This is a genomic window from Streptomyces sp. MI02-7b (genome assembly GCF_033793585.1).
Classification (GTDB): Bacteria; Actinomycetota; Actinomycetes; order Streptomycetales; family Streptomycetaceae; genus Actinacidiphila.
Genome location: NZ_JARAWX010000027.1, coordinates 18,543 through 42,329 on the forward strand (window position 1 = coordinate 18,543; position 23,787 = coordinate 42,329).

The 23,787-nt window shown below is 73.5% G+C and carries 23 protein-coding genes; 5 read left to right on the forward strand and 18 right to left on the reverse strand.

What is annotated here, in order from left to right:
- Nucleotides 1-129: 129 nt before the first annotated feature.
- Entirely contained in the window at nucleotides 130-1,338 is a 1,209-nt protein-coding gene (locus PV364_RS33185; RefSeq protein ID WP_319664294.1) for an ROK family transcriptional regulator, read from the reverse strand.
- A 128-nt stretch (nucleotides 1,339-1,466) separates the two neighbouring features.
- Here PV364_RS33185 and PV364_RS33190 point away from each other — a divergent pair, with 128 nt between their 5' ends.
- The 3 genes from PV364_RS33190 to PV364_RS33200 all read left to right on the forward strand — a co-directional run bounded on the left by PV364_RS33190 (nucleotide 1,467) and on the right by PV364_RS33200 (nucleotide 4,667).
- A complete protein-coding gene (locus tag PV364_RS33190; RefSeq protein WP_319664295.1) occupies nucleotides 1,467-2,684 on the forward strand; it encodes an MFS transporter in 1,218 nt (405 codons plus the stop codon).
- A gap of 10 nt (nucleotides 2,685-2,694) precedes the next feature.
- Nucleotides 2,695-3,231, forward strand: a complete 537-nt coding sequence (locus tag PV364_RS33195) for a GNAT family N-acetyltransferase (protein WP_319664296.1) — start codon at nucleotides 2,695-2,697, stop codon at nucleotides 3,229-3,231.
- Nucleotides 3,232-3,977: 746 nt separating this feature from the next.
- Nucleotides 3,978-4,667 (forward strand): DUF5995 family protein, encoded by a 690-nt coding sequence (locus tag PV364_RS33200; protein WP_319664297.1) that lies wholly within the window; start codon nucleotides 3,978-3,980, stop codon nucleotides 4,665-4,667.
- Nucleotides 4,668-4,680: 13 nt separating this feature from the next.
- Here the strand turns inward: PV364_RS33200 and PV364_RS33205 are convergent, their stop codons facing one another.
- The 5 genes from PV364_RS33205 to PV364_RS33230 all read right to left on the reverse strand — a co-directional run bounded on the left by PV364_RS33205 (nucleotide 4,681) and on the right by PV364_RS33230 (nucleotide 10,241).
- On the reverse strand, nucleotides 4,681-6,387 hold the full coding sequence (locus PV364_RS33205; protein WP_319664299.1) for a flavin monoamine oxidase family protein: 1,707 nt from the start codon (nucleotides 6,385-6,387) through the stop codon (nucleotides 4,681-4,683).
- A 51-nt stretch (nucleotides 6,388-6,438) separates the two neighbouring features.
- Nucleotides 6,439-7,239, reverse strand: coding sequence for a carbon-nitrogen hydrolase family protein (locus PV364_RS33210; RefSeq protein WP_319664300.1), 801 nt, complete (start codon nucleotides 7,237-7,239; stop codon nucleotides 6,439-6,441).
- Between the two features lie 152 nt (nucleotides 7,240-7,391).
- Nucleotides 7,392-7,847 (reverse strand): Lrp/AsnC family transcriptional regulator, encoded by a 456-nt coding sequence (locus PV364_RS33215; protein WP_319664301.1) that lies wholly within the window; start codon nucleotides 7,845-7,847, stop codon nucleotides 7,392-7,394.
- A gap of 240 nt (nucleotides 7,848-8,087) precedes the next feature.
- On the reverse strand, nucleotides 8,088-9,536 hold the full coding sequence (locus PV364_RS33220) for a GuaB1 family IMP dehydrogenase-related protein (RefSeq protein WP_319664405.1): 1,449 nt from the start codon (nucleotides 9,534-9,536) through the stop codon (nucleotides 8,088-8,090).
- Nucleotides 9,537-10,112: 576 nt separating this feature from the next.
- A complete protein-coding gene (locus PV364_RS33230) occupies nucleotides 10,113-10,241 on the reverse strand; it encodes a GMC family oxidoreductase N-terminal domain-containing protein (protein ID WP_319664303.1) in 129 nt (42 codons plus the stop codon).
- A 128-nt stretch (nucleotides 10,242-10,369) separates the two neighbouring features.
- Here PV364_RS33230 and PV364_RS33235 point away from each other — a divergent pair, with 128 nt between their 5' ends.
- On the forward strand, nucleotides 10,370-11,098 hold the full coding sequence (locus tag PV364_RS33235; RefSeq protein WP_319664304.1) for a helix-turn-helix domain-containing protein: 729 nt from the start codon (nucleotides 10,370-10,372) through the stop codon (nucleotides 11,096-11,098).
- 12 nt (nucleotides 11,099-11,110) lie between these two features.
- On the opposite strand, the gene PV364_RS33240 is transcribed toward PV364_RS33235, so the two are convergent.
- The 6 genes from PV364_RS33240 to def form a co-directional block, all read right to left on the reverse strand.
- Complete coding sequence (locus tag PV364_RS33240) at nucleotides 11,111-12,145, reverse strand: sugar-binding transcriptional regulator (protein ID WP_415924636.1); 1,035 nt, start codon at nucleotides 12,143-12,145, stop codon at nucleotides 11,111-11,113.
- A gap of 65 nt (nucleotides 12,146-12,210) precedes the next feature.
- Nucleotides 12,211-12,876 carry a ribulose-phosphate 3-epimerase gene (gene rpe / locus PV364_RS33245; RefSeq protein ID WP_319664306.1) on the reverse strand — a complete coding sequence of 222 codons (666 nt, stop codon included), beginning with the start codon at nucleotides 12,874-12,876 and terminating at the stop codon, nucleotides 12,211-12,213.
- 260 nt (nucleotides 12,877-13,136) lie between these two features.
- Entirely contained in the window at nucleotides 13,137-13,211 is a 75-nt protein-coding gene (locus tag PV364_RS41395) for a 50S ribosomal protein bL37 (protein ID WP_373297613.1), read from the reverse strand.
- Nucleotides 13,212-13,291: 80 nt separating this feature from the next.
- Nucleotides 13,292-14,677, reverse strand: a complete 1,386-nt coding sequence (locus tag PV364_RS33250; RefSeq protein ID WP_319664407.1) for an RsmB/NOP family class I SAM-dependent RNA methyltransferase — start codon at nucleotides 14,675-14,677, stop codon at nucleotides 13,292-13,294.
- A 184-nt stretch (nucleotides 14,678-14,861) separates the two neighbouring features.
- Nucleotides 14,862-15,794: a methionyl-tRNA formyltransferase gene (gene fmt / locus PV364_RS33255; protein ID WP_319664307.1), complete on the reverse strand. Its 933-nt coding sequence runs from the start codon at nucleotides 15,792-15,794 to the stop codon at nucleotides 14,862-14,864.
- A 32-nt stretch (nucleotides 15,795-15,826) separates the two neighbouring features.
- Complete coding sequence (gene def / locus PV364_RS33260; RefSeq protein WP_319664308.1) at nucleotides 15,827-16,372, reverse strand: peptide deformylase; 546 nt, start codon at nucleotides 16,370-16,372, stop codon at nucleotides 15,827-15,829.
- Between the two features lie 189 nt (nucleotides 16,373-16,561).
- On the opposite strand from def, the gene PV364_RS33265 reads away from it, so the two are divergent.
- Nucleotides 16,562-17,071, forward strand: a complete 510-nt coding sequence (locus PV364_RS33265; RefSeq protein ID WP_319664309.1) for a hypothetical protein — start codon at nucleotides 16,562-16,564, stop codon at nucleotides 17,069-17,071.
- 134 nt (nucleotides 17,072-17,205) lie between these two features.
- On the opposite strand, the gene PV364_RS33270 is transcribed toward PV364_RS33265, so the two are convergent.
- The 6 genes from PV364_RS33270 to PV364_RS33295 form a co-directional block, all read right to left on the reverse strand.
- On the reverse strand, nucleotides 17,206-19,350 hold the full coding sequence (locus tag PV364_RS33270) for a primosomal protein N' (protein WP_319664310.1): 2,145 nt from the start codon (nucleotides 19,348-19,350) through the stop codon (nucleotides 17,206-17,208).
- Between the two features lie 172 nt (nucleotides 19,351-19,522).
- Nucleotides 19,523-20,731, reverse strand: coding sequence for a methionine adenosyltransferase (gene metK / locus PV364_RS33275; RefSeq protein ID WP_319664311.1), 1,209 nt, complete (start codon nucleotides 20,729-20,731; stop codon nucleotides 19,523-19,525).
- Between the two features lie 223 nt (nucleotides 20,732-20,954).
- Complete coding sequence (gene coaBC / locus PV364_RS33280) at nucleotides 20,955-22,163, reverse strand: bifunctional phosphopantothenoylcysteine decarboxylase/phosphopantothenate--cysteine ligase CoaBC (protein WP_319664312.1); 1,209 nt, start codon at nucleotides 22,161-22,163, stop codon at nucleotides 20,955-20,957.
- A 101-nt stretch (nucleotides 22,164-22,264) separates the two neighbouring features.
- Complete coding sequence (gene rpoZ, locus PV364_RS33285; protein WP_005319902.1) at nucleotides 22,265-22,537, reverse strand: DNA-directed RNA polymerase subunit omega; 273 nt, start codon at nucleotides 22,535-22,537, stop codon at nucleotides 22,265-22,267.
- A gap of 126 nt (nucleotides 22,538-22,663) precedes the next feature.
- Nucleotides 22,664-23,221, reverse strand: a complete 558-nt coding sequence (gene gmk / locus PV364_RS33290; protein WP_319664324.1) for a guanylate kinase — start codon at nucleotides 23,219-23,221, stop codon at nucleotides 22,664-22,666.
- A 38-nt stretch (nucleotides 23,222-23,259) separates the two neighbouring features.
- Nucleotides 23,260-23,583: an integration host factor gene (locus PV364_RS33295; protein ID WP_018564176.1), complete on the reverse strand. Its 324-nt coding sequence runs from the start codon at nucleotides 23,581-23,583 to the stop codon at nucleotides 23,260-23,262.
- Between the last annotated feature and the right edge of the window lie 204 nt (nucleotides 23,584-23,787).

Sequence of the window (23,787 nt, forward strand, 5' to 3'; positions counted from 1 at the left end):
ACCCGCGCCGCCACCGCCGGGCCCCAGGGCGGTGCTTTCCCCGCACGCCAACTCCGCCCCAACCGCTGACACATCCCCCCACAAACGCCCGGCGGCGGTAGAACGCCTCCCCCGCCGTCGGGCCGGACCTCAGACGTCCGGCGTGAACAGCGCGTCCTGCGCGGCGTCCATCGCCGACAGCAGGGCGCCGCGGAGCACGGCACTGCCCGCGACCGTCCCCGCCCGCACCTCCGTCGGCAGCGGGGACATCCGCGCGAGCCGCTCGGCGACCCGTACGGACAGGTCCCCCGCGCCGGCCCGGCCGACCTCCCCGCCCAGCACGACGCAGCCCGGGTCGAGCACCGCGCACACCGCCGCCGCCCCTATCGCCACCCGGTCCGCCAGCGCGTCGAGGAACAGCTCGCCCCGCTTGCCGCCCGCCCGCGCCCGCGTGACCACCGCCTCCGCCGCCAGGGCGTCGTCCTCGTCCCCCGGGACCGGCAGCCCGTGCGCACGGGCCAGCGCGCACACGGCCGCGCTCCCCGCGAGCGAGTGGAACCCGCCCCCGCACCCGCTCGCCGTGGGCAGCTCGAACGTCCCCGGAACCGGCAGGAAGCCGATCTCGCCGGTACCGCCCGAGGCGCCGCGGCGCAGCACACCGCCCAGCACCACCGCGGCGCCGACGCCGTGGCCGAGCCACAGCAGCACGAACGTCTCCCGGTCGCGGACCGAGCCGAGGCGCTGCTCGGCGACGGCGGCGAGATTGACCTCGTTCTCCAGCAGCACCGGCACATCGAGCCGCTTGCGCAACTCGGCTACCAGGGCGGAGTGCCAGGCCGGCAGCTGACCGGTGGCGCGCAGCTCGCCGGTGGCCGGGTCGACCAGGCCCGGGGCGCCGACCGCGATCGTGTGCAGCGCCGCCGCGCCCGCGCGGCGCGCGGTGCGCTCCAGCAGGGCGACCGAACGGGAGACCGTCCGCTTGGGGTCGCCCAGCGGGTCGACGGGCAGCACGGTGCTGCCGATCGTGACGCCCAGCAGGTCGGCGACCTCGATGGCGACGCTGTGCGTACGCACGTCGAACGCGGCCAGGTGGGCCCGGTCGGCCACGATGCCGTACAACCGCGCGTTGGGGCCGCGGCGGTCGGCGCCGGTCTCCCCCACCACCGCCACCAGGCCCGCCTCCTGCAGCCGTTCGACGAGGTCGGCGACGCTCGGGCGGGACAGCCCCGTCAGCTCCTTCAACTGGGACGCGGTCAACGGGCCCTGCGCCTGCAGCAGTTCGAGCGCCAGCCGGTCGTTGATCGCGCGGGCCGTGCGGGGGGACGCGGTACGGCCCACGGGCGGGCGGAGGGCACTCATGACGGGGATCCTTCCAGAAGCCCCGGCTCGGTGGCCGGGAGTGGCTGCATTCCGGCTATCTTTCAGGAAGCCTGCCTGTTAATTTACAGGGGCTGCACCTTGGGGCGGGACACTGGGAGGGATCACCCATGGCGACGACCACGACGAGGAAGACCGAGCCGCGGCTGCGACGTGCCCACCTGGCCGTCGCCGCCATCTTCGCCGTGCACGGAGCGGTCACCGGCAGCTTCGCCACCCGGATCCCCTGGATCCAGGAGCACGCGGACCTCAGCGCGGGACAGCTCGGCTTCGCCCTCGTCTTCGCCGCCCTCGGCGCGTCCGCGGCCATGCCGCTGGCGGCGCGCATCGCGCACGTCCTCGGCATGCGCGCGGCGCTGCGCGTCCTGGTCACCCTGTGGTGCGCCTCCCTCGCGCTGCCGGCCCTGTCCCCCGGCCTGCCCTGGCTGTGCGGGGCGATGTTCGTCTACGGGGCCTCCGCGGGCATGGCGGACGTGGTCATGAACGCCCAGGGGGTCGAGGTCGAGGAACGCCTCGGCCGGTCGATCATGTCCGGCCTGCACGGCATGTGGAGCGCCGGCGCGCTGCTCGGCTCCCTCGTCGGCGTCGTCGCGGCCCACGCGGAGATCGACGCGCGCGTCCACCTCGCGACCGCCGCCGCCGTACTCGTCGCGGTCGGGCTGCTGGTCTGCGGCGGCGTCCTGGACCTGCGGCCCGCCCAGCACGACGAGGCCCCCGCCCGCTTCGCGCTGCCTCCGCGCTCCGCCCTGGTCATCGGCGCGATCGGCTTCTGCGCGGTCTTCGCGGAGGGCGCCAGCATGGACTGGAGCGCGGTCTACCTGCGCGACATCACCGGCGCCTCGCCCGGCGTCGCCGCCGCCTCCTACACCGCCTTCGCCTGCACCATGGCCGTCTCCCGGCTCCTCGGCGACCTCGTCGTACGCCGCTTCGGGCCGGTCCGCACGGTACGCGTCGGCGGCGTCCTCGCCACCGCGGGCGGTGTCCTGGTGGCCACCGCGGCCAACCAGATCGCGGCCATCGCCGGCTTCGCCCTCCTCGGCGTCGGCATCGCCGTCGTCGTGCCGCTGTGCTTCGCCGCGGCCGGGCGCAGCGGGCCCAACCCGAGCCAGGCCATCGCGGGCGTCGCCACCGTCACGTACACCTCCGGGCTCGTCGCCCCCGCCGCCATCGGCTCCATCGCGCAGGCCAGCTCCCTCCAGGCCTCGTTCGGCCTGGTCACCCTGCTGGCCGTCGGGCTCACCCTCGGCGCGGGCGTCCTGCGGGCCGCCGGCACGTCGGCGGCCGAACGCACCGACAATCCCGTCGCGGCGGCCGCGCCGCACGTCTAGCCTGCCCCGCATGCGGATCTTCCTGGAGACGGAGCGGCTGCGCCTGCGGCACTTCACCGACAGCGACGCGGACGCCGACCACCTCATCGGCCTCGACAGCGACCCCGAGGTCATGCGCTACCTCGGGCGCCCGACCCCCGCCGACGTCATCCGGCACGAGGTGCTGCCGCGCTTCGCGCGCTCCCAGGTCTGGGCCGCCGAGGAGCGCCCCACCGGGCACTTCGTCGGCTGGTTCGCCCTCACCCCGCGCGACGGCGGCCCCGCGGACGACCTCGAACTCGGTTACCGGCTGCGGCGCACCGCGTGGGGCCGCGGCTACGCCACGGAGGGCGCTCGCGCGCTGGTCGCGAAGGCCTTCACGGACCTGGGGGCGGGGCGCGTGTACGCGGAGACCATGTTCGTCAACGCGCGGTCGCGGCGCGTCATGGAGAACGCGGGGCTCTCGTTCGTGCGGGTCTTTCACGAGCAGTGGGGGGAGCCGTTGCCGGGGGCCGAGCACGGCGAGGTCGAGTACGCCCTCCTCCGGGCGGACTGGTCCGTCCCGTAGGTTCTTTTCCCCCGCCCTCCCGCCCGTGTGCCCGGCACGGTCTGGGCGCCCCGACGCGCGTTTCGTGGGGTGCCGGGTGCGGGGCCTCCGGGGCTGGCCATTCTGGACAGCACATTTAGGTGCCTCGGGCGCTCTCAACTGATCACCCCGGGTCGTGCACCCAAATATGCTCCACAGTCCAGAACATCCACCCTCCCCCAGCCTCCGGCCGGGGGTGCCCCCAACTCCCCCGCCCCCTCGTAAGTTGTCGCGCCTGATCCCCGGTGGGGGGTAGAAGCGGCACCGTGCTCGGGCCACCGTTGGCGCAGCGCCGTCCAAGGGCGCAGCCGTCACTGCCCACACACCGGGGGGATTCAGGCAACCGGGGTCACCCGGACCGCCCCCCACACCCCCACCGGGGATCAGGCGCATGGGCGGGGGAGGTGGGGGCACCCCCGGCCGGAGGCTGGGGGAGGGTGGATGTTCTGGACGCTGCGGGATATTTGTGCGCACCATCCGGGCAGGGACGGGATGAGCAAGTGCGGGAAACGCGCGTAAATATCCCAGTCCAGGACGTGCAGCCCCGGAGGCCCCGCACCCGGCCCCCACGAAACGCGCGCCGGGGTGACCTGACTTCACAGGGCTGGGGGCACCCCCGGCCGAAGGTTGGGGGAGGGAGGGCGGGCGGGGAAAAAAACGCACCCGTTCCGGGGACCGGACCCGCGCCGTGCCACGCCCCCACCACCCCGCACTGCAACGCTGACCGCATGACGACGGCACAGCGGGCCGCACCCGCACCCGTGGAGCAGGTGGTGGCGCGGATGCGGGCGGTGGGCGCGGGGCTGCCGCCCCGCGACGGCGTCGCGGTGTTCAACCGCGTCTATCTGTCGGTCACCGAGGAACTGTCCCGCCGGCTGGCCGCCGGCGCGTTCGGCGATCCCCCGGCCGCCGCCGAGCTGGCCGCCCGCTTCGCCGGCCGCTACCTGACCGCGGTCGAGGGCGGCCCGGACGGCCGCACCGTGCCGGCCTGCTGGCGGCCGCTGCTGCTGCTGCGCGGGCATCCGGGCGTGCGCCCGGTGCAGTTCGCGCTCGCGGGCATCAACGCCCACGTGGGGCACGATCTCGCGCTGTCGGTGGTGGACACCTGCGCGGCGCTGGGACGCGAGCCCGCCTCGCTGGAGGGGGACTTCGACCGGGTCGGGGATCTGCTGACGGCGGTCGAGGAGCGGGTCCGCGAGGAGCTGATGCCGGGCCCCGACCTGCTGGACCTCGCCGATCCGCTGACGCATCTGGCCGGTTCGTGGAGCCTGGACCGCGCGCGGGACGCGGCGTGGGCCGCGTCCCGCGTGCTGTGGTCGCTGCGCGGTCTGCCGGAGGTGTACGAGGAGTTCACCGAGAAGCTCGACGCGGGCGTCGGGCTCGTCGGGCGCTTCCTGCTGACCCCGTTGGACCGCTGAGGGCGGGCTGTGCTCAGTCCTCGTCGAGCACGACCGGCGCGATCTCGTCGTAGCGGTCGCCGGGGCCCGGGTTGGTCTCGTCGGTGGCGCCGCCGAACTGGTGCATGACGCCCCACACGGCGTTGAGCGCGGTCTGCACGGCGCCCTCGGCCCAGCCCGCCGTCCAGGAGATGTCGTCGCCGGCGAGGAAGATGCCGCGCTTGTCCTCGGGCAGCGTGTCCTGCATGAAGTGCGTGAACAGGCGCCGCTGGTAGCGGTAGTGGCCGGGCAGGTTGGCCTTGAACGCGCCCATGAAGTAGGGCTCGTTCTCCCAGGAGACGGTCACCGGGTTGCCGATGACGTGCCGGCGGATGTCGACCTTCGGGTAGATCTCGCGGAGCGACTTGAGCATGACCTCCATGCGCTCGGACGCGCTCAGCGGCAGCCACTTGAGGCTGTCGTCGCACCAGGTGTACGACAGGCAGATCACGGCCGGCCGGTCCGGGCCGTTGTCCAGCAGGTAGGTGCCGCGGGTCATACGGTCCGTGAGCGTCATGCTCATCACGTCACGGCCGGTCTCCTCGTCCTTGTCGAGCCAGAACGGCCGGTCCACGGGGACGAACAGCTTGCTGGACTCCATGTAGTGCGTGCGCTCGATCGCCGTCCAGTGGTCGATCGGGAAGAGCGAGTCGTCGCAGTCGATCTTGCTGAGCAGCATCCAGCTCTGCGCGGTGAAGATCGCCGCCTGGTAGGTGCGGATGGCGCCGTCGGCGTCGGTGACCGTGATGCGGTTGCCGGCGGTGCGGTGCAGGCGGGTGACGGCCGGCCGCGGGGTGCCGCCGTGCAGCGACTTCAGCGAGGTGCCGTAGGGCCAGTGCACGATCTTCTCGGGCTCGCGCTCCCACAGGCGCACCGGGAGCTGCTGGCTGCCGCCGACGATGCCGCGGTGGTGGTCGTCGGCCTCGGTGTAGACGACGCGCAGGATCTCCAGGATGGAGTTGGGGAAGTCGGTGTCCCAGCCGCCGGTGCCGAAGCCGACCTGACCGAAGATCTCGCGGTGGCGGAAGGACGTGAAGGCCTCGGAGTCGCACAGGAAGCCGTAGAAGGTCTGGTTGTCGAGCTTCTCGACCAGCTTCGACCAGATCTCGCGGATGCGGGGGACGTCGCGCTCGCGCATGGCGCGGTTCATGTCGCTGAAGTCCGCGCCCTCCTCCAGGCAGGTGTTCCAGGCGTGCGCGACGTCCCGGTAGACCTGCGGCAGGTCCTCGACGCTCTCGGCGTAGTGCGACTCGCCCTTGAGGTCGACGACGGTCGACGGGGTCTCGGGGGCGAGCGGGTTGGGGAAGGGCCTGGTCTCCAGCCCCACCAGGTCGATGTAGTGCTGCAGCGCCGTGGACGACGGCGGGAAGCGCATCGCGCCCATCTCCGCGGTCAGGCTCTCGTCGCAGCCCTCGAAGCCGACGGTGCGCAGCCGGCCGCCGATTCGGTCGGCCTCGTAGACGACGGGCTTGAGGCCCATCTTCATCAGTTCGTACGCGGCGACGATGCCGGACAGGCCGCCGCCGATGACCGCGACCTCGGTGCCGTGGGCGGTCGCCGGTATGGAGCCGAGGCCCGCCGGGTCGGCCAGGAAGTCGTCGTACGCGAAGGGGAAGTCCGGGCCGAACATGGTGATGGGCGGGGCCGACGGCACCTCGGGGTGCTGCTCGTCGTGGACCGCGGTGGGCACCGTGGACGTCATGGGGTGGCTCTCCTGGCAGTGGAACGGGGGCGGGGGCGCGAGGGGTGGGGTTCAGCCCAGCGAGCGGTAGAGCTCGGGGCGGCGGTCGGCGAGGTAGGGCGTCTCCTCGCGGACGGCGCGCAGGACGGCGGGGTCGGCGTCGGCGACGACCAGTTCCTCCGTGGTGCCGGCCCGGGCGCGGACCGCGCCGTCGGGGCCGGCGAGGCAGCTGAGCCCGGCGAAGTCGAACTCGCCCTCGGGCCCGCAGCGGTTGGCGTAGGCCACGTGCAGCTGGCTCTCGTAGGCGCGGGCCGGCACGAGGGTCTGGGGGACGAACTCGTACGGCCGCATGAGCGCGGTCGGCACGGCCAGCAGTTCGGTGCCGGCCAGGGCGTGCGCCCGCACCATCTCCGGGAACTCGACGTCGTAGCAGATCAGGATGCCGATCCGGGTGCCGTCGAGCTCGGCCTGGACGACGGCCTCGTCGCCGGGGGTGAACCAGGCGCGCTCGAAGTCGCCGAAGAGATGGGTCTTGCGGTAGTTGGCGAGGCGTTCGCCGTCCGGGCCGATCAGCTGGGCGGCGTTGAAGACGTCGTCGCCGTCGCGCTCGGGGTATCCGTAGACGATGCCGAGGCCGTACGCGGCGGCGATGCGCGCGATGCGTCCGGCCGTGGGGCCGTCGGAGGCCTCGGCGAGGGCCGGGACCGCCTCGCCGAGGGCGTAGCCGGTCGCGAACATCTCGGAGGTGACCAGCAGCCGGGCCCCCGCCGCGGCGGCCCTGCGCACGGCCGCGTCGAGCGCGGCCACGCTGTCGTCGACGGACGAGGGGACGCCGCTCGGGCCTTGGTACAGCGCGGTGCGCAGCGGCGCCATGGAGCCTCTTTCGCCTGGTGGGAAGCCGGTTCGGGTCTGTCTCGACGGTACGATTCCGGCCACGGCGGCGACAAGACGCGTCCATTGCGCACCAACCGTCGATTCGTTGCGCGCGGAGCGGTCTTTCCGGTGATTCGTTGCGTGGGCGCCGACTACGCCGGCGAGCCAGAGGTGTAGCGCCGCAGGAGCGGCGAGAGCACCAGGACCGATTTGGTGCGCTCCACGAAGGGCTCACCCGCGATCCGCTCCAGGACGCGTTCGAAGTGGCGCACGTCGGAGGCGTAGATCTGGACGACGGCGTCCGCCTCCCCCGTGACGGTCGAGGCGGAGGCCACCTCCGGGTACTTCGACAGGCCGCGCCGGATGTCCTCCGGCGAGGTGTTGTGGCGGCAGTAGAGCTCGACGAAGGCCTCGGTCTCCCAGCCCAGCGCCGAGGGCTCGACCCGGACCGTGAAGCCCGTGATGGCGCCCTCCGCCAGCAGGCGGTCGACCCGGCGCTTGACGGCCGGGGCGGAGAGGCCGACCACCGTGCCGATGTCGGCGTACGAGCGGCGGGCGTCCTCGGCGAGGGCGTGGACGATGCGTTCGTCGAGATCGTTCAGGCGCACGGGGGGTGGATCACTTCTCTTCGCGAGCGAGCTGGGAACGGCGCATGCCGTACGCGGGACAGACTACGAGCCCGGCCGCCGTCCCCCCGCCGAAGCGCTCCCGGCCGAGGCCTCGAATCGATCTCCGGAGCGACCCGGTGACAGGGCCGCGCCGAAGGCGCCCGGCGTGTCCGGGCGCCTCTGCCTCCGACCCCTCCCCCGCACGCCGGGGCGAACGGGGAGCGGTGGCAGGGGGGTCGGTCACTGCCAGCTGGCGTGCAGGGGCTTGCCCTCGGCGTAGCCGGCCGCGCTCTGGATTCCGACGACGGCCTTCTCGGCGAACTCGGCGAGGCTGGCGGCGCCCGCGTACGTGCAGGAGCTGCGGACGCCCGCGATGATCGAGTCGATCAGGTCCTCGACGCCGGGGCGGGCCGGGTCGAGGAACATCCGCGAGGTGGAGATGCCCTCCTCGAACAGCGCCTTGCGGGCCCGGTCGTAGGCGGAGTCCTCGCTGGTGCGGTTGGCCACGGCGCGGGCCGAGGCCATGCCGAAGCTCTCCTTGTAGACCCGCCCGTCGGCGGTCTGCTGGAGGTCGCCGGGCGACTCGTAGGTGCCCGCGAACCAGGAGCCGACCATGACGTTGGACGCGCCGGCGGCCAGCGCCATCGCCACGTCGCGCGGGTGGCGCACCCCGCCGTCGGCCCAGACGTGCTTGCCGTGCTTCGCGGCCTCGGCGGCGCACTCCATCACCGCGGAGAACTGCGGGCGGCCCACGCCGGTCATCATGCGCGTGGTGCACATCGCGCCGGGGCCCACACCGACCTTGACGATGTCGGCGCCCGCCTCGATCAGGTCGCGCACGCCCTCGGCGGAGACCACGTTGCCGGCCACGACCGGCACCTGCGGGTCCAGCGCCCGGACGGCCCTGACGGCCTGGAGCATCGTCTCCTGGTGGCCGTGCGCGGTGTCCACGACGAGGGTGTCGACGCCCGCGTCCAGCAGCAGCTTGGCCTTGCCCGCCACATCGCCGTTGATGCCGACGGCCGCGGCGATGCGCAGCCTGCCCCGCGCGTCGGTGGCGGGCGTGTAGAGGGTGGCGCGCAGGGCGCCCTTACGGGTGATGACGCCCGCCAGCCTGCCGTCCGCGCCGACGGCGGGGGCCAGCTTGCGGTTGGCCTCCTCCAGGCGGTTGAAGGCCTCGCGCGGGTCGATGTCCGCGGGCAGCAGCAGAAGGTCCTTGGACATGACCACGGACACCTGGGTGAAGCGGTCCACGCCGGTCAGGTCGTGCTCGGTGACGACACCGACCGGGCGGCCGTCCTCCACGACGACGGCGGCGCCGTGCGCGCGCTTGGGCAGCAGGGCCAGCGCGTCGGCGACGGTGGCGTGCCCTCCCAGGGAGATGGGCGTGTCGAGCACGAGGTGGCGCTGCTTGACCCAGCCGATCACCTCGGTGACCACGTCGATCGGGATGTCCTGCGGGATGACGACCAGGCCTCCCCGGCGGGCGACCGTCTCGGCCATGCGCCGGCCGGCGATCGCGGTCATGTTGGCGACCACCAGGGGGATGGTGGTGCCGGTGCCGTCGGGAGCGGAGAGGTCGACGCCCTGGCGCGAACCCACCGCGGAACGGCTGGGGACCATGAACACGTCGTCGTACGTCAGATCGTACGGAGGCTTTGCATCATTGAGGAAACGCACGTACTTGATTTTTGCACGGCTGGGGCGGCAACGGCCACGGACGAAAGTCCGGTGCTCAGGACGTTCTTTTGGGCTTTCCTCCAAAACCGTGGGGACAGCGGGCACCGTGGGACCACCGTGCCCGCCGCGGCACCGGCGGGGATCCTCCGCCGTTCGCGCCCCTGCATGGGCTCAGTGCGTACCGCCGTGCCGGCCCCGGATCCGGGAGGGCGGGAGCTCCTGCTCCGCCCACTCGAGCTTGCCCTCCGGCGTCAGCCGGGTCCCCCAGCGCCGGCCCAACCGGGCGACGAGGAACAGGGCGCGGCCCGACGGTGAGCGGGCCGCCGACGCCGCGCAGCGCGGGGTAGCGCCCGGCGGTGTTCTCGCTGCGCATGAAGTACGGCAGCAGGTCGTCGAAGCCCCAGCCCTCGGCTCCCAGGACCGGCCAGGCGCCGTAGCTTGACCGGTGCCCGCGCGCGAAGACCATGCGTTGATCGCGGAGCCGCCGCCCAGGAAGCGGCCGCGGGGCAGGAGGGCGGACGTGCCGGTGGCCGCCCGGGGGACGGTGGAATCGCCCCAGTTCGCCGGGCCCCGCACCAGGGACGGTCAGGCCGGCGGCGAGGTCATGGCCGCGGTGGGGCGGTGGCCTCCCGCCTCCGGCAGCAGCACGCGGACCCGGTCGTCCTCGGACATGCGCCCGGCGATCACGCTGCCGGCGGTACCGCCGCCCACCACGACGACGTCGTAGGTCTCGGTGTCGATCGCATGACGGATGCCGCCTTTCCTGGTGTTTCCGCTGCTATCACACGAAAGGTAACATTATTACCCAATCACGCTACGGTAGGTTCGATATCATTGAAACCATGGGAGAGGCGACAGCACAGGCGTCGGCGCCGGGAACGCGCGAACGGCTCCTGCGGGCCGCCGCTGACCTGCTGTCCCAGGGGGGCCGCGACGCGGTGTCGACCCGCGCCGTGAGCGCGGCGGCCGGGGTCCAGGCACCCACCCTCTACCGGGTGTTCGGCGACAAGGAGGGCCTGCTCGACGCCGTCGCCGAGTACGGCTTCCACGGCTACCTGGCGGAGAAGCAGGCGCTCGCCAGGACCGACGACCCCGTCGCCGACCTGCGGCGCTCCTGGGACCTGCACGTGGAGTTCGGACTGTCGATGCCGGCCTACTACCGGCTGATCTACGGGGACGCCCGCGCCGCGAAGGGCTCCGCCGCCCGCTCCGTGGAGCTGCTGCGCGACCTGGTCGCCCGGGTCGCGTCCGCCGGGCGGCTGCGCATGAGTGTGGAACGGGCGACCCGCCTCATGCACGCCAACGGGGTCGGGGTCGTGTTCACGCTCCTGGCCGACCCCCCGGAGGAGCGCGACCAGGGGCTGTCCGCACTCGCCCGCGACAGCGTGATGAGGGCGATCACGACCGACGGGGACGAGGGAAACCCGGCCGCGGGGCCCGCGACCGTGGCCGGCCGGGCCGGCGCGCTGCGCGATCCGGGCAGCCCCGCGCTGACGGCGGGTGAACGCGCGCTGCTGACCGAGTGGCTCGACCGCCTGGCCGACGCACCCGAGGGCACGCCGGGGGCGTGAACCGCCGATCGCCTACAGCCCGCCGGGGTCGGCGCGGTCCAGCGCCGGACGGGGCATGGGCACGGTCGACTCCAGCAGGAAGTCCGCCGCCGAGGTGTCGGTGACGATGCTGGTGACCAGACCGGAGCGGAGGACCGCGTCCACCGCGACCGCCTTGCGCCGGCCGCCGGCGATCGCCAGCACCTCCGGGATGCGGCGCAGCCGGTCCGCCTCGATGGTGATGCAGCGCTCCCCCAGGTCCCGCCCGACGAGGCGGCCCTCGGTGTCGAACAGGTGCGAGGACATCTCGGCGGCCACGCCCAGGGACGCGTAGTGCTCGCGCTCGTCGTCGGTGAGCGCGTCGTGCACCGTGGAGATGCCGGCCGCCCACGAGCCGATGGAGACGACGGCGACGGTGACCTTGTCGAAGTAGCTCATGGCGGCCGCGATACCGCTCTGGGCGCGCAGCGCGGCGGCCGTGGCCGGATCGGCCAGCACCATGGGGGCGTACATGGGGTGGGCCTCGCCCCCGGAGACGGCCGCGGCGGTACGCACCGCCTCGACCGACCCGCGGTCGGCGGTGCCCGCGTCGTACACGCCGGTCAACTGGACGACCGTGCAGGGCGGGAGCCGGTCGAGGGCGTTGGCCATGGTGATGATGGAGCGGCCCCAGGCGAGGCCCAGCACGTCGCCCTCACTGACCAGTTCACCGAGCAGCTGCGCGGCGACCGCGCCCAGGTTCTCCGGGTCGGGGCCGTCCGTCTCGTCGGCGGGGGATTCGACGACGACCGCGTGCCGCAGGCCGTACCGGGCGCGCAGGGCGTCGGAGCGTTCGGCGTCGAGCTCGGCGGGGACCCTGATCTCGATGCGCACCAGATCGCGTTCGAGGGCCGTCTCCAGGACCCGGGCCACCTTGAAGCGGCTCACACCGAACTCCTCGGCGATCTGGATCTTGGACTTCCCCTCCAAGTAGAAGCGGCGTGCCATCGCCGCGGCCTGGACCATCTCGCCGGGGCCCATGCGCACCCCTGTGCGGCCTGTGGTCACGTTCTCTCCCCAGTTGCCCATCTGATCGGCTCCGCGCTCATCCTCGCACGTACTGCCGGGTACCGGAGCACGCCGCCAAGGAGTGGTCAGTGGGCGCAGGCGGCCGCGGCCTGCTTGCGCAGCGCGCGCACGGCCTCGGCGGGATCCTCCGCGCCGTAGACCGCGGAACCGGCGACGAAGACGTCGGCGCCGGCCTCGGCGCAGCGCTCGATCGTGGACGCGGAGACGCCGCCGTCCACCTGGAGCCACAGCTCCAGGCCGTGCCGGTCGATCAGCTGCCGGGCCCGGCGGATCTTGGGCAGCATGATGTCGAGGAAGGCCTGGCCGCCGAAGCCCGGCTCCACCGTCATGATCAGCAGCATGTCGAGCTCGGGCAGCAGGTCCTCGTAGGGCTCGATCGGGGTGGCCGGCTTGAGCGCCATCGAGGCCCGGGCGCCCATGGCGCGGATCTCACGGGCGAGGCGCACGGGGGCGGCGGCGGCCTCGACGTGGAAGGTGACGGAGCCGGCGCCCGCCTCGACGTAGGCCGGCGCCCAGCGGTCCGGGTCCTCGATCATCAGGTGGCAGTCGAGCGGGGTCTCGGTCGCCTTGCGCAGCGACTCGACGACCGGCACACCGAGCGTGAGGTTGGGGACGAAGTGGTTGTCCATCACGTCGACATGGAGCCAGTCGGCTCCCTCGACCGCACGGGCTTCGTCGGCGAGCCGGGCGAAGTCGGCGGAGAGGATGCTGGGGTTGATCTGCACGGCCATGCCCCCAGTATGGCGGTGCGGACCCCCCGGCCGCGCATCCGGGCACGGCGCCTGTGGAAAACCCGGGGCCCGTCCGGCACGCTGCGCCCACGCGCGAGCCGCCGCCCGCCGGGTGTCAACACGACCGGCGCGACGGGCGGTTCGGGCCAGGGGTGGGCCGCGCCGGGCCCGGAACGGCGGTGACCGCCCGCGCAGGGATGCGGGCGGTCACGGACGGGACAGGACGTCCCCGGTCGGCCGGGCGGCGATGCGCCCGGGCCTCACGCGTTGGGACGCTTGCCGTGGTTGGCGCCCTTCTTCTTCCGGGCGCGCCTCTTGTTTCCTCGCTTGGACATGGTGCCCAATCCTCTCATCAAGGACATTTCAGCCGGGCCCAGTCTAGGAGCGGGGCACGCCGCAGGCGCGTTCCCCCCGCTCAGCCGGTGCGTCGCAGCAGCGCGAGGTACATCGCGTCCGTGCCGTGCAGGTGCGGCCACAGCTGGACGTCGGGACCGTCCCCGAGGTCCGCCACACCGGGCATCAGCGGCCGGGCGTCGACCCACTCGACGGCGACGGCGCCGGAGGCGCCCAGCACGTCCTCGACGACGGCCCGGGTCTCCGCCGGGTGCGGCGAGCAGGTGGCGTAGCCGACCACACCGCCGACGCGCACCGCGCGCAGCGCCGACTCCAGCAGCCCGCGCTGCAGCGGCGCGAAGCCCGCCAGGTCCTCGGCACGGCGCCGCCAGCGGGCCTCGGGCCTGCGGCGCAGCGCCCCCAGGCCCGTGCAGGGCACGTCGACCAGCACACGGTCGAAGGAGCCCGGCCGCCACGCGGGACGCGTGCCGTCGGCGACGATGACCTCATAGGGACCCGGGTTGCCGGCCAGCGTGCGAGCGACGAGGCGGGCACGGTGCGGCTGCTTCTCCGAGGCCACCAGGGCCGCCCCGCGCTGCGCCGCGAGCGCGGCCAGCAGCGCCGCCTTGCCGCCGGGGCCCGCGCAGCCGTCCAGCCACACCCGGTCCGGGCCGTCGCCGAGCGGTGCCGCGGCCAGGGCCGCGGCGACGAGTTGACTGCCCTCGTCCTGCACGCCGGCCCGGCCCTCGCGCACCGCCTCGACGGCCGCCGGGTCGCCGCCCTCGGCGAGACGGACCGCGTACGGCGACCAGCGGCCGGGCTCGGTGGCGTCCGGCGGCAGCGCGTCGGCCAATTCCTGCGGCGTGACGCGGCCCGGCCGGGCGACCAGCGTGACCTCGGGGCGCTCGTTGTCGGCCGCGAGCAGTTCCTCCATGCCGGCGCGGCCGCCGCCGAGGGCGTCCCAGAGGGCGGAGACGATCCACCGCGGGTGGGAGTGGACGACGGCGAGGTGGTCCTCGGGGTCCTCGTCGTAGGGCGGGGCGACCTCGTCCAGCCACGCGTCCAGGTCCTGCGCGGCGATGCGGCGCAGGACGGCGTTGACGAACTTCGCCCGCCCGTCGCCCAGCACGACCCGGGCCAGCTCGACGGTCGCGGAGACGGCGGCGTGCGTCGGGATGCGCGTGCCCAGCAGCTGGTGGGCGCCGAGGGAGAGCACGTCCAGCACCGGCGGGTCCACCTCGCGCAGCGGGCGGTCCACGCAGGCCGCGATCACGGCGTCGTAGGTGCCCCGGCGGCGGAGCGTTCCGTAGACCAGTTCGGTGGCCAGCGCGGCGTCCCGCCGGTCGAACTCCCTGCCCTTGCGCACCGCCTCGGCCTCGGCCTCGCGCAGCAGCGAGGGCAGGACGAGGTTGGCGTACGCGTCTCGCTCGTCGACGGCCCGCAGTGCCTCGAAGGCCAGGATGCGCACGGGGTCGCGCTGCGGCTTGCGGTAGGGCCGGCCGCCTTGCGGCGGCTCCCCCTGCGAGCGGCCCCGGCGGGCGGCGGGCTGGGATCGGCGGCGTGACGGTTCGCTCACGTGAAAGGTGCTCCGGAAGGGTCGGTGGTACGGCGGGGCGTCGTGCCCCGGTTCCGAGCGTACGTGGGACGCGCGCTCACGCGCCCAGCCGCTCCCCGGAGGGGACGCGGACGCCGCGCGCCCAGTCGGCGGCGGCCATCGGCTTCTTGCCCTGCGGGCGCACCTCGCCGAGCTCCACGGCATGGCTGCCGGTGCCGACGAGCACGGCCCGCTTGGTGACCTCCAGCTCGCCGGGCGCGAGACCGTCGTGCTCGGGCAGGAGGGTCACCGGGCCGATCTTCAGCCGTTCGCCGCCGAAGAGGGTCCAGGCGCCCGGGGCGGGGGTGCAGCCGCGGACCAGGCGGTCCACGCGCAGCGCGGGGGCCTTCCAGTCGATCCGGGCGTCCTCGACGGTGATCTTGGACGCCGTCGTGATCCCCTCCGCGGGCTGCGGGCGGGCGACCAGCGAGCCGTCCTCGATGCCGTCCATGGTGGCCGCCAGCAGCCTCGCCCCGCTGTGGGCGAGCCGGGTGAGCAGGTCGCCACTGGTGTCCCGGGGCCGCACGTCCTCGGTGACGACGCCGTAGACCGGCCCGGAGTCCAGGCCCTCCTCGATGAGGAAGGTGGAGGCGCCGGTGACCTCGTCGCCGGCCATCACCGCGTGCTGGACGGGCGCCGCGCCGCGCCAGGCGGGCAGCAGGGAGAAGTGCAGGTTGACCCACCCGTGGGCGGGCACGTCGAGGGCGACGCGCGGCAGCAGGGCTCCGTAGGCGACGACCGGGCAGCAGTCGGGCGCGATCTCGCGCAGCCGGGCCAGGAAGTCCTCGTCACGGGGCCGCGCGGGCTTGAGCACCTCGATCCCGGCCTCCTCGGCCCGCTGGGCCACCGGGCTGGCGACGAGCTTGCGCCCGCGGCCCGCGACGGCGTCGGGCCGCGTGACGACGGCGACGACCTCGTGCCGGCCGGAGGCGATCAGGGCGCCGAGGGCGGGAACGGCGACCTCGGGGGTGCCGGCGAAGACGAGCCTCATACGGGTGCGGTGCCTTTCTACAGAACGCGGCTCTACAGAGCGCGGCCGAAGGTGCTGTGCGGCGAGACGCGGACCTGGGGCTCGGGCTGCCCGGCCCACTCCGCCTCCCGTATCGCCTTCATGGCGGCCTTGCGCTGCTCCGGGTCGAGCCGGTCGATGAAGATGATCCCGTCGAGGTGGTCGGTCTCGTGCTGGATGCAGCGCGCGAGCAGCTGGGTGCCCTCGATGGTCACCGGGTCACCGTGCATGTTGAAGCCCCTGGCGACGACACCGTGGGCGCGCTTGGTGTCGAAGCGCAGGCCGGGCAGCGAGAGGCAGCCCTCGGGACCGTCCTGTTCCTCGTCGGTCAGGCTCAGGTCGGGGTTGACCAGGTGGCCCACCTCGCCGTCGACGTGATAGGTGAACACCCGCAGCGACACGCCGATCTGAGGGGCCGCCAGGCCCGCGCCCGGGGCGTCGCGCATGGTCTCCTCGAGGTCCTTGACGAGGGTGCGCAGTTCTTTGTCGAATACGGTCACCGGCTGCGCCTTCATGCGCAGCACAGGGTCGCCGAAGAGGCGGATCGGCTGGATGGACACGCGGCGGACTCCGTGGTGGACGACGGGTGGACAACTGCACCAGTCTATGGGCCGCCGGAGTGGGGGCGCGCACAGCTTCACGCGCCCCCTGGCGAGCGCGATGCGCCCCCGCTGCGTGACTCCCCGGGCGGCTGGCGCGTTGATGTCAAAGGAGATTGACCGACACGAGCCGGCTCGAGAGGCCAGTTGATGCCCGAACACGCAACTCACGACGCCCAGGCCAGGGCGAGCCTTCACCTGCTGGTGCGGGACATCGAGCGGGTCCGCCGACAGGTCGACGCGCTGCGCACCCTCACCACCCAGCTGGGCAATGTCTACCGCCCCCGGCGCAGCGGCCCGTCCGCCGGATTCGTCGTCTACGGCCGGGCGCCCGCCCCCACCGTACGACTCGCCCAGGAACTGCGGGACAGCGTCGAGACCCTGGTGACCGCGGCCGTGGAGTTCGACCGCTCCCTGGGCTTCTCGTGGGACGCCGTCGGCTCCGCGCTGGGCGTCACCAAGCAGGCCGTCCACCGTCGCTACGGCACCCGTCGTGCGACCACCGCCACCTCCGTGGAGGCACACGGCGAGCCCGCCTCCCCCGCACCGGCCGTCGCGGCGGTCCCCGCGCCCACCGTTCCCGCGGCCCGGACCATGCCCACACCCATGACCCGCGACGAGGGGCTTCCCGGCGCGGTCCCCGCCCCCCGTACCGGCTGACCCTCCCTCCTCCCTCAGACGCCCTCCCGCCCCGCCGCCCACCGCGCCTCACCGGCCGGACGCCGGGGCGGACGCGTCTGCGGACTCACTGCGCGGGCTCAGTCCGAGCGCGCGGGCGCCTCAGGGCGCAGGCCTCACCCGATGTCGGGCGGGTCGATGCGCACCCGCACCGGGTCGGCCTCCTTGCGGGCGATGCGGGCGGTCTGCGCGGCCTTGAGGGCGGCGGCGAGCGCCGCCCCGTTCCCCGGACGTACACGCAGCAGCACGCGGTCCCACCGCTCGCCGGGCGGGGTGTCCCCGCTGCGGCGCGGGCGCGCGGGGTCGACGACGGGCAACGGCACGGGCCCCAGGATGTCGGTGCCCTCCGGGAGGCGGACGGTCTCCAGCAGGTCGGCCACGGCAGCGGGACGCCCGCTCACCGAGGCCATCCGGGAGACCGGCGGGAAGCCGAGCTCGGCGCGTTCCGCCAGCTCCCGCACCGCATGGCCGACCGGGTCCCAGCGCACCAGGGCCTGCACCGGGCGGAGCGTGGGCTCCGCCATGACCACGACGGTGCCGCCCTCGCCGGCCGGGCGCACCAGCGCCGCGGCGTGGGCCCAGCGGCGCAGGGTCTCCTCCCCCGCGCGCAGGTCCGGACGGTTGAGCAGGGCCCAGCCGTCCAGGAGCAGCGCGGCCGCGTAACCCCCGTCGGCGACCGGCTCGGCTCCGGGCGTGGAGATCACCAGTGCGGGCGTCTCCGGCACCGAGGCCAGCACCCCGTCGCGGCCCGAGGTGCGGACGGGCACCTTGGCGAAGGCGCGGCCGAGTTCATCGGCGGTGCGGCGGACACCGACCACCTGGGCGCGCAGCCGGAAGCCGCCGCACTCCTTGCAGTGCCAGGCCGCCTCGGGCCGTCCGCACCAGCCGCAGTGCGGTGCGCTGCCGCCGTCGCCGAGCTGGAGCGGTCCGGCGCACTGCGCGCACCGCGCGGGTTCCCGGCAGCGCTCGCAGGCCAGCCGGGGCACATAGCCGCGCCGCGGCACCTGGACGAGCACCGGCCCCCGCTGGAGGGCGTCGCGGGTGACCTGCCATGCCACGCTCGGCAGGCGGGCAGCGCGCGCCGCGGCATCCCGCGCCTCGTCGCCCTCGCCGACGGTGCGCACCAGCGGTGCGGCGGCCCGGACCCGCTCGCGGGGCGCCGTGATGGGCAACGCCCACTGGCTGTCGATCAGTTGGGCACCCTCGACGGTGCAGGTGAGGCCGCCCAGCAGGAATCCGGCCGCTTCCTCGGTGGCTCGCAGCAGCAGGACGTCACGGGCGTGCGGCTGCGGCGCGTGCGGTTCGGCGTGGCTGGAGTCGCCGTCGTCCCACAGCACGGTCAGGCCGAGGTCCGCCACCGGGGCGAACATGGCGGCCCGGGTGCCCACGACGGCGCGTACGCTTCCACGGCTCACCGCGAGCCAGCGGCGGTAGCGCTCCTCGGGCCCGGCGTCCGCGGTGAGCAGCACATGGCGCCCGTCCCCGAGCAGCGCGGTCAGCGCGGTGTCGATCCGGGCGGCCGCGCGGCCGTCGGGGACGACCGTGAGCGCTCCGCGCCCGGAGGCCAGCGTCGCCGCCATGGCGCGGGCGACCTCCTCGGGCCAGGTCGGTCCCGGCAGGGCCGTCCACACCGCCCGCGGGGTGTCGCCGCGGGCGAGGGCCTGCAGGAAGGCGGGGCCGGTGGCGTACCGCCGCCACGTTCCGGGGTCCACCGGGGCGGGGGCCGGCAGCGGCTCTCGGGCCGGTTCGGCCTCGGCCTTCGCCCGCCGCGGTGGCACCGCGAGCTGGACGACGTCGGCGAGCGCTCCGGCATAGCGGTCGGCGACCGCCCGGCACAGCCGCAGCAGCTCGGGGGTCAGCACCTCCTCCGGCGACAGCACCTGGGCGAGCGGCGCGAGCGGCCCCCGGTAGTCGCTCTCGGCCAGCCGGTCGACGATGAAGCCGTCATGCAGCTCCCCGCCCTCACGGCGGCCCTTCACCACGCGCGCACCGAAGCGGACGCGCACCCGGACGCCCGGCCGCGCCTCGGCGTCCATCGCGGCGGGCACGGCGTAGTCGAAGTACTGGTCGAGGTGGAGCAGCCCCTTGTCGACCAGGACCCGGGCGACCGGCAGGCCGTCGGCCAGCGCGGCCCCCCGCCAGGTGCGCGGCTTGGCGCGGGGCTCCTTGGCCTTGCGCACCGTCTCCCGGATGAGCGCGAGCTGCTCTCCCCCCTGCGGCCCGTCCGCCGGGGGTGTCTCGTGGTGGTCCTCGCTGCTCACAGCCTCAGTGTTACCAGACCGCTCGGACAGCGTGCGCCCCTGCCGCCCGGCGGCGCTCACCAGCGGGAGGGAGCGGGAGGGGCAGCGACGGGGACGAGAAACGGGGACGAGAAGGGGACGGCTCCGGACCGTGCGGTCCGGGGCCGTCCCCGATGCCCTGTGCGACGCGGTGCTAGAGACCGACCGTCTCGCGCAGCGCCTCGACGCGGTCGGTGCGCTCCCAGGTGAAGTCGGGGAGGGCGCGGCCGAAGTGCCCGTACGCCGCGGTCTGGGCGTAGATCGGGCGGAGCAGGTCGAGGTCGCGGATGATCGCGGCCGGGCGCAGGTCGAAGACCTGGCTGATGGCCTGCTCGATCCGCTCGGGCTCCACGGTGTGGGTGCCGAAGGTCTCGACGAAGAGGCCGACCGGCTCGGCCTTGCCGATCGCGTACGCGACCTGGACCTCGCAGCGCGCTGCAAGGCCGGCGGCGACGACGTTCTTGGCGACCCAGCGCATCGCGTAGGCGGCGCTGCGGTCGACCTTGGACGGGTCCTTGCCGGAGAAGGCGCCGCCGCCGTGGCGGGCCATGCCGCCGTAGGTGTCGATGATGATCTTGCGACCGGTGAGGCCGGCGTCGCCCATCGGGCCGCCGATCTCGAAGCGTCCGGTCGGGTTGACCAGCAGGCGGTAGCCCTCGGTGTCGATCTTGATGCCGTCGTCCAGGAGCGCCCTGAGCTCCGGCTCCACGACGAACTCGCGGATGTCGGGCGCGAGCAGCGAGTCCAGGTCGATGTCGCTGGCGTGCTGCGAGGAGACGACGACGGTGTCCAGGCGCACGGCCTTGTCGCCGTTGTACTCGATGGTGACCTGCGTCTTGCCGTCGGGACGCAGGTACGGGATGGTCCCGTTCTTGCGGACCTCGGTCAGCCGCCGGGAGAGCCGGTGCGCCAGCGTGATCGGGAGCGGCATCAGCTCGGGGGTCTCGTCGCACGCGTAACCGAACATCAGGCCCTGGTCGCCGGCGCCCTGCTTGTCCAGCTCGTCCTCATCGCCCTCGACCCGGTTCTCGTACGCCGTGTCGACGCCCTGCGCGATGTCCGGGGACTGCGCGCCGATGGACACCGAGACGCCGCAGGAGGCGCCGTCGAAGCCCTTCTTCGAGGAGTCGTAGCCGATGTCGAGGATCTTGTTGCGCACCAGGGTCGCGATGTCGGCGTAACCCTTGGTGGTGACCTCTCCGGCGACGTGCACCAGGCCGGTGGTGATCAACGTCTCGACGGCGACGCGGGAGGTGGGGTCCTCCTTGAGCAGTGCGTCGAGGATCGTGTCGCTGATCTGGTCAGCGATCTTGTCGGGGTGACCCTCGGTCACGGACTCCGAAGTGAACAGGCGGCGGGACACATCGCTCCCTGGGGTTGCAGCGGCTGCTGGCTGATCATTGGTGGCTCGCGCGGGGCTGCGCCCGGCAGGCCAGGGGTCAGTTTATCGTTGGTGACGCGAAGATGGACACGGCATCTCGAACGTTGGGAACGCCGTGACCTGCAACACTGTCCATCACCCCGGGCGCGAACGCCAGTAGCGCGCTCGCGCGACACGCGGTGTCGTGCCCCGACCGGGGCACCGGTCAGGCAAGACGCCGGACGACCAGGTCCCAGACCTGCTCGGCAAGAGCCTCCTTGGGGCCGTGCGGCACCGGGGTCTCAGTGCCGTCGGCGCCGATGATCACGGCCTCGTTCTCCTCGGTCCCGAACGCCTTGTGGTCGCCGACCTCGTTGACGACCAGCAGGTCGCACGCCTTGCGGGCGAGCTTGGCGCGGCCGTTGGCCAGCACGTCGTCGGTCTCGGCGGCGAAGCCCACGACGACCTGTGCGGCGCTGGGCCGTTCGGCGGAGAGCTCGGCGAGGATGTCGGGGTTGCGCACCAGTTCGACAGGCGCGGGGTCCTCGCCGTCCTTCTTCTTGATCTTGCCCTCGGCGTAGTGGGCCGGGCGGAAGTCGGCGACGGCTGCGGCCATCACCACCGCGTCGGCGTCGGCGGCGGCCTTCAGAACCGCCTCGCGCAGCTGCACGGCGGTGCCCACCCGGACCACGTCGACGCCGGCCGGGTCGGCGAGCGCGGTGTTCGCGGCGATCAGGGTGACCCGGGCCCCCCGTGCGACGGCCGTGCGGGCCAGGGCGTAGCCCTGCTTGCCCGAGGAACGGTTGCCCAGGTAGCGGACGGGGTCCAGCGGCTCACGGGTGCCACCGGCGCTGACCACGACGTGGCGTCCTGCCAGGTCGGCCTCCGCGGCACGGGAGCCGCGCAGCAGCACCCGGCGGCACGCCTCGAAGATCTCGGCCGGGTCGGGGAACCGGCCCTTGCCGGTGTCGACGCCGGTGAGCCGGCCGACCGCGGGCTCGATCACGATCGCGCCGCGGCGGCGGAGCGTGGCCACGTTCTCCTGGGTGGCCGCGTGCTCCCACATCTCGGTGTGCATGGCGGGCACGAACACCACCGGGCAGCGCGCGGTCAGCAGTGTGTTCGTCAGCAGGTCGTCGGCCAGCCCGTGGGCCGCCTTGGCCAGCACGTCGGCGGTGGCGGGGGCGACCACGACCAGGTCGGCGCCCTGCCCGATGCGCACGTGCGGCACCTCGTGGACGGACTCCCAGACCTCCGTCGAGACGGGGTTGCCGGACAGCGCGGACCAGGTGGCCTCGCCGACGAAGTGCAGCGCCGAGGCGGTGGGCACGACCCGTACCTCGTGGCCGGACTCGGTGAACCGGCGCACCAGCTCGCACGCCTTGTAGGCGGCGATCCCGCCGCTCACACCCAGGACGACCTGTGGCTTGCCCATCGTCTCTCCCGCGCTGTGTGGACCGTGTGCGTACCTGCCCATGACACACCACGGGCCCGGCGGCTCGGCCGCCGGGCCCCCTGATGCGTGCCTGGGTCGTGCTACTGAGCCGGGCCCTCGATGGCCTCGGAGGTCAGCAGACCCGCGTTGATCTCGCGCAGCGCGATCGAGAGCGGCTTCTCGTGCACGTGGGTGTCCACGAGGGGGCCGACGTACTCGAGCAGGCCTTCGCCCAGCTGCGAGTAGTACGCGTTGATCTGACGGGCGCGCTTGGCCGCGTAGATCACGAGGCTGTACTTCGAGTCAGTGGCCTCGAGCAGCTCGTCGATCGGCGGGTTGATGATGCCCTCGGGCGCGGTGATGGAAGAGGACACGCTCTACCTTCCGATGGGATGGACTGGATGAACCTGGATCAACGTCGACGACCTGCTGTGCTCCGGGCCGGTCCGCGAGCCGCGTTGCTCGGCTCCCGGGTCGCATCCGGAAAAGACCACAAAAGATCAGTCCACGGTCATCAAGGCTAGCAGCTCGCGCGCCACGTCCTCGACGGACGTGTTGACCAGGGTGATGTCGAACTCCGTCTCGGCCGCCAGCTCGACCCGGGCGGCCTCGAGACGGCGCTCGATGACCTCCGGCGGTTCGGTGCCGCGACCGGTGAGCCGGCGGACCAGCTCGTCCCAGCTCGGCGGTGCGAGGAAGATCAGCTGGGCGTCGGGCATCGACTCCCGGACCTGGCGCGCGCCCTGCAGGTCGATCTCCAGCAGGACCGGCTCGCCGGCGTCCAGCCGCTCCAGGACGGCCTGGCGCGGGGTGCCGTACCGGTTGCCGGCGAATTCGGCCCACTCCAGCAGTTCGCCGTTGGCGACGAGCTTGTCGAACTCGTCACTGTCGACGAAGAAGTAGTGCACCCCGTGCTCCTCCCCGGGCCGCGGCCTGCGGGTGGTGGCCGAGACCGAGAGCCAGACCTCGGGGTGGACTGTGCGCATATGAGCGACGACCGTGCTCTTGCCGACCCCCGAGGGGCCGGAGAGCACGGTCAGCCGCGGACGTTCACTCATGGAGCGATTATCCCGGTTCCCGGAGGGTGCTGGGAACGTCAGGCAGCGGGACTGCCGAACTCGCGCTCCAGGGAGGCGATCTGGTTGGAGCCGAGCCCACGGACCCGGCGGCTCTCGGAGATGCCGAGCCGCTCCATGATCTGCTTGGCGCGGACCTTGCCCACGCCGGGCAGGGACTCCAGGAGGGCGGAGACCTTCATCTTGCCGATGACGTCGTTCTCCTGGCCCTGCTTGATGACCTCGTGCAGCGAGGCGCCGGAGTGCTTGAGCCGATTCTTGACCTCGGCGCGCTCCCGGCGAGCCGCGGCGGCCTTCTCGAGCGCGGCAGCGCGCTGTTCAGGGGTAAGGGGCGGAAGAGCCACGCCTACGTCACCTCGGAAGTAGAACTGTCGGATACGGATCGGTGTGGAACCTAGCTGCCCCCCACCTGCAGGGGCAACGTGAAACGCGCACCTTGCGCGCTCTCGTCGGAGACTAGCGGCCCGAACGCTCACAGTCAGCGCAAACAAGAAGAAAAGTCCTGGTCAGCGTCAATCGACCAGGACTTTCCGGACAAATCTGAGCAG

Excerpts from the sequence above, each read along its gene's own strand:
- PV364_RS33210 (WP_319664300.1), bottom strand. The coding sequence starts at position 7,239 with ATGGCGCCGCTGCGCACCGCGCTGTACCAAGGCCCGAGCGGCGTCCCC.
- PV364_RS33240 (WP_415924636.1), bottom strand. The coding sequence starts at position 12,145 with ATGGGCAACTGGGGAGAGAACGTGACCACAGGCCGCACAGGGGTGCGC.
- gmk (WP_319664324.1), bottom strand. The coding sequence starts at position 23,221 with ATGAGTGAACGTCCGCGGCTGACCGTGCTCTCCGGCCCCTCGGGGGTC.
- coaBC (WP_319664312.1), bottom strand. The coding sequence starts at position 22,163 with ATGGGCAAGCCACAGGTCGTCCTGGGTGTGAGCGGCGGGATCGCCGCC.
- fmt (WP_319664307.1), bottom strand. The coding sequence starts at position 15,794 with ATGAGGCTCGTCTTCGCCGGCACCCCCGAGGTCGCCGTTCCCGCCCTC.
- PV364_RS33185 (WP_319664294.1), bottom strand. The coding sequence starts at position 1,338 with ATGAGTGCCCTCCGCCCGCCCGTGGGCCGTACCGCGTCCCCCCGCACG.
- rpe (WP_319664306.1), bottom strand. The coding sequence starts at position 12,876 with ATGGCCGTGCAGATCAACCCCAGCATCCTCTCCGCCGACTTCGCCCGG.
- PV364_RS33265 (WP_319664309.1), top strand. The coding sequence starts at position 16,562 with ATGCCCGAACACGCAACTCACGACGCCCAGGCCAGGGCGAGCCTTCAC.
- PV364_RS33195 (WP_319664296.1), top strand. The coding sequence starts at position 2,695 with ATGCGGATCTTCCTGGAGACGGAGCGGCTGCGCCTGCGGCACTTCACC.
- PV364_RS33235 (WP_319664304.1), top strand. The coding sequence starts at position 10,370 with ATGGGAGAGGCGACAGCACAGGCGTCGGCGCCGGGAACGCGCGAACGG.
- PV364_RS33200 (WP_319664297.1), top strand. The coding sequence starts at position 3,978 with ATGACGACGGCACAGCGGGCCGCACCCGCACCCGTGGAGCAGGTGGTG.
- PV364_RS33205 (WP_319664299.1), bottom strand. The coding sequence starts at position 6,387 with ATGACGTCCACGGTGCCCACCGCGGTCCACGACGAGCAGCACCCCGAG.
- PV364_RS33190 (WP_319664295.1), top strand. The coding sequence starts at position 1,467 with ATGGCGACGACCACGACGAGGAAGACCGAGCCGCGGCTGCGACGTGCC.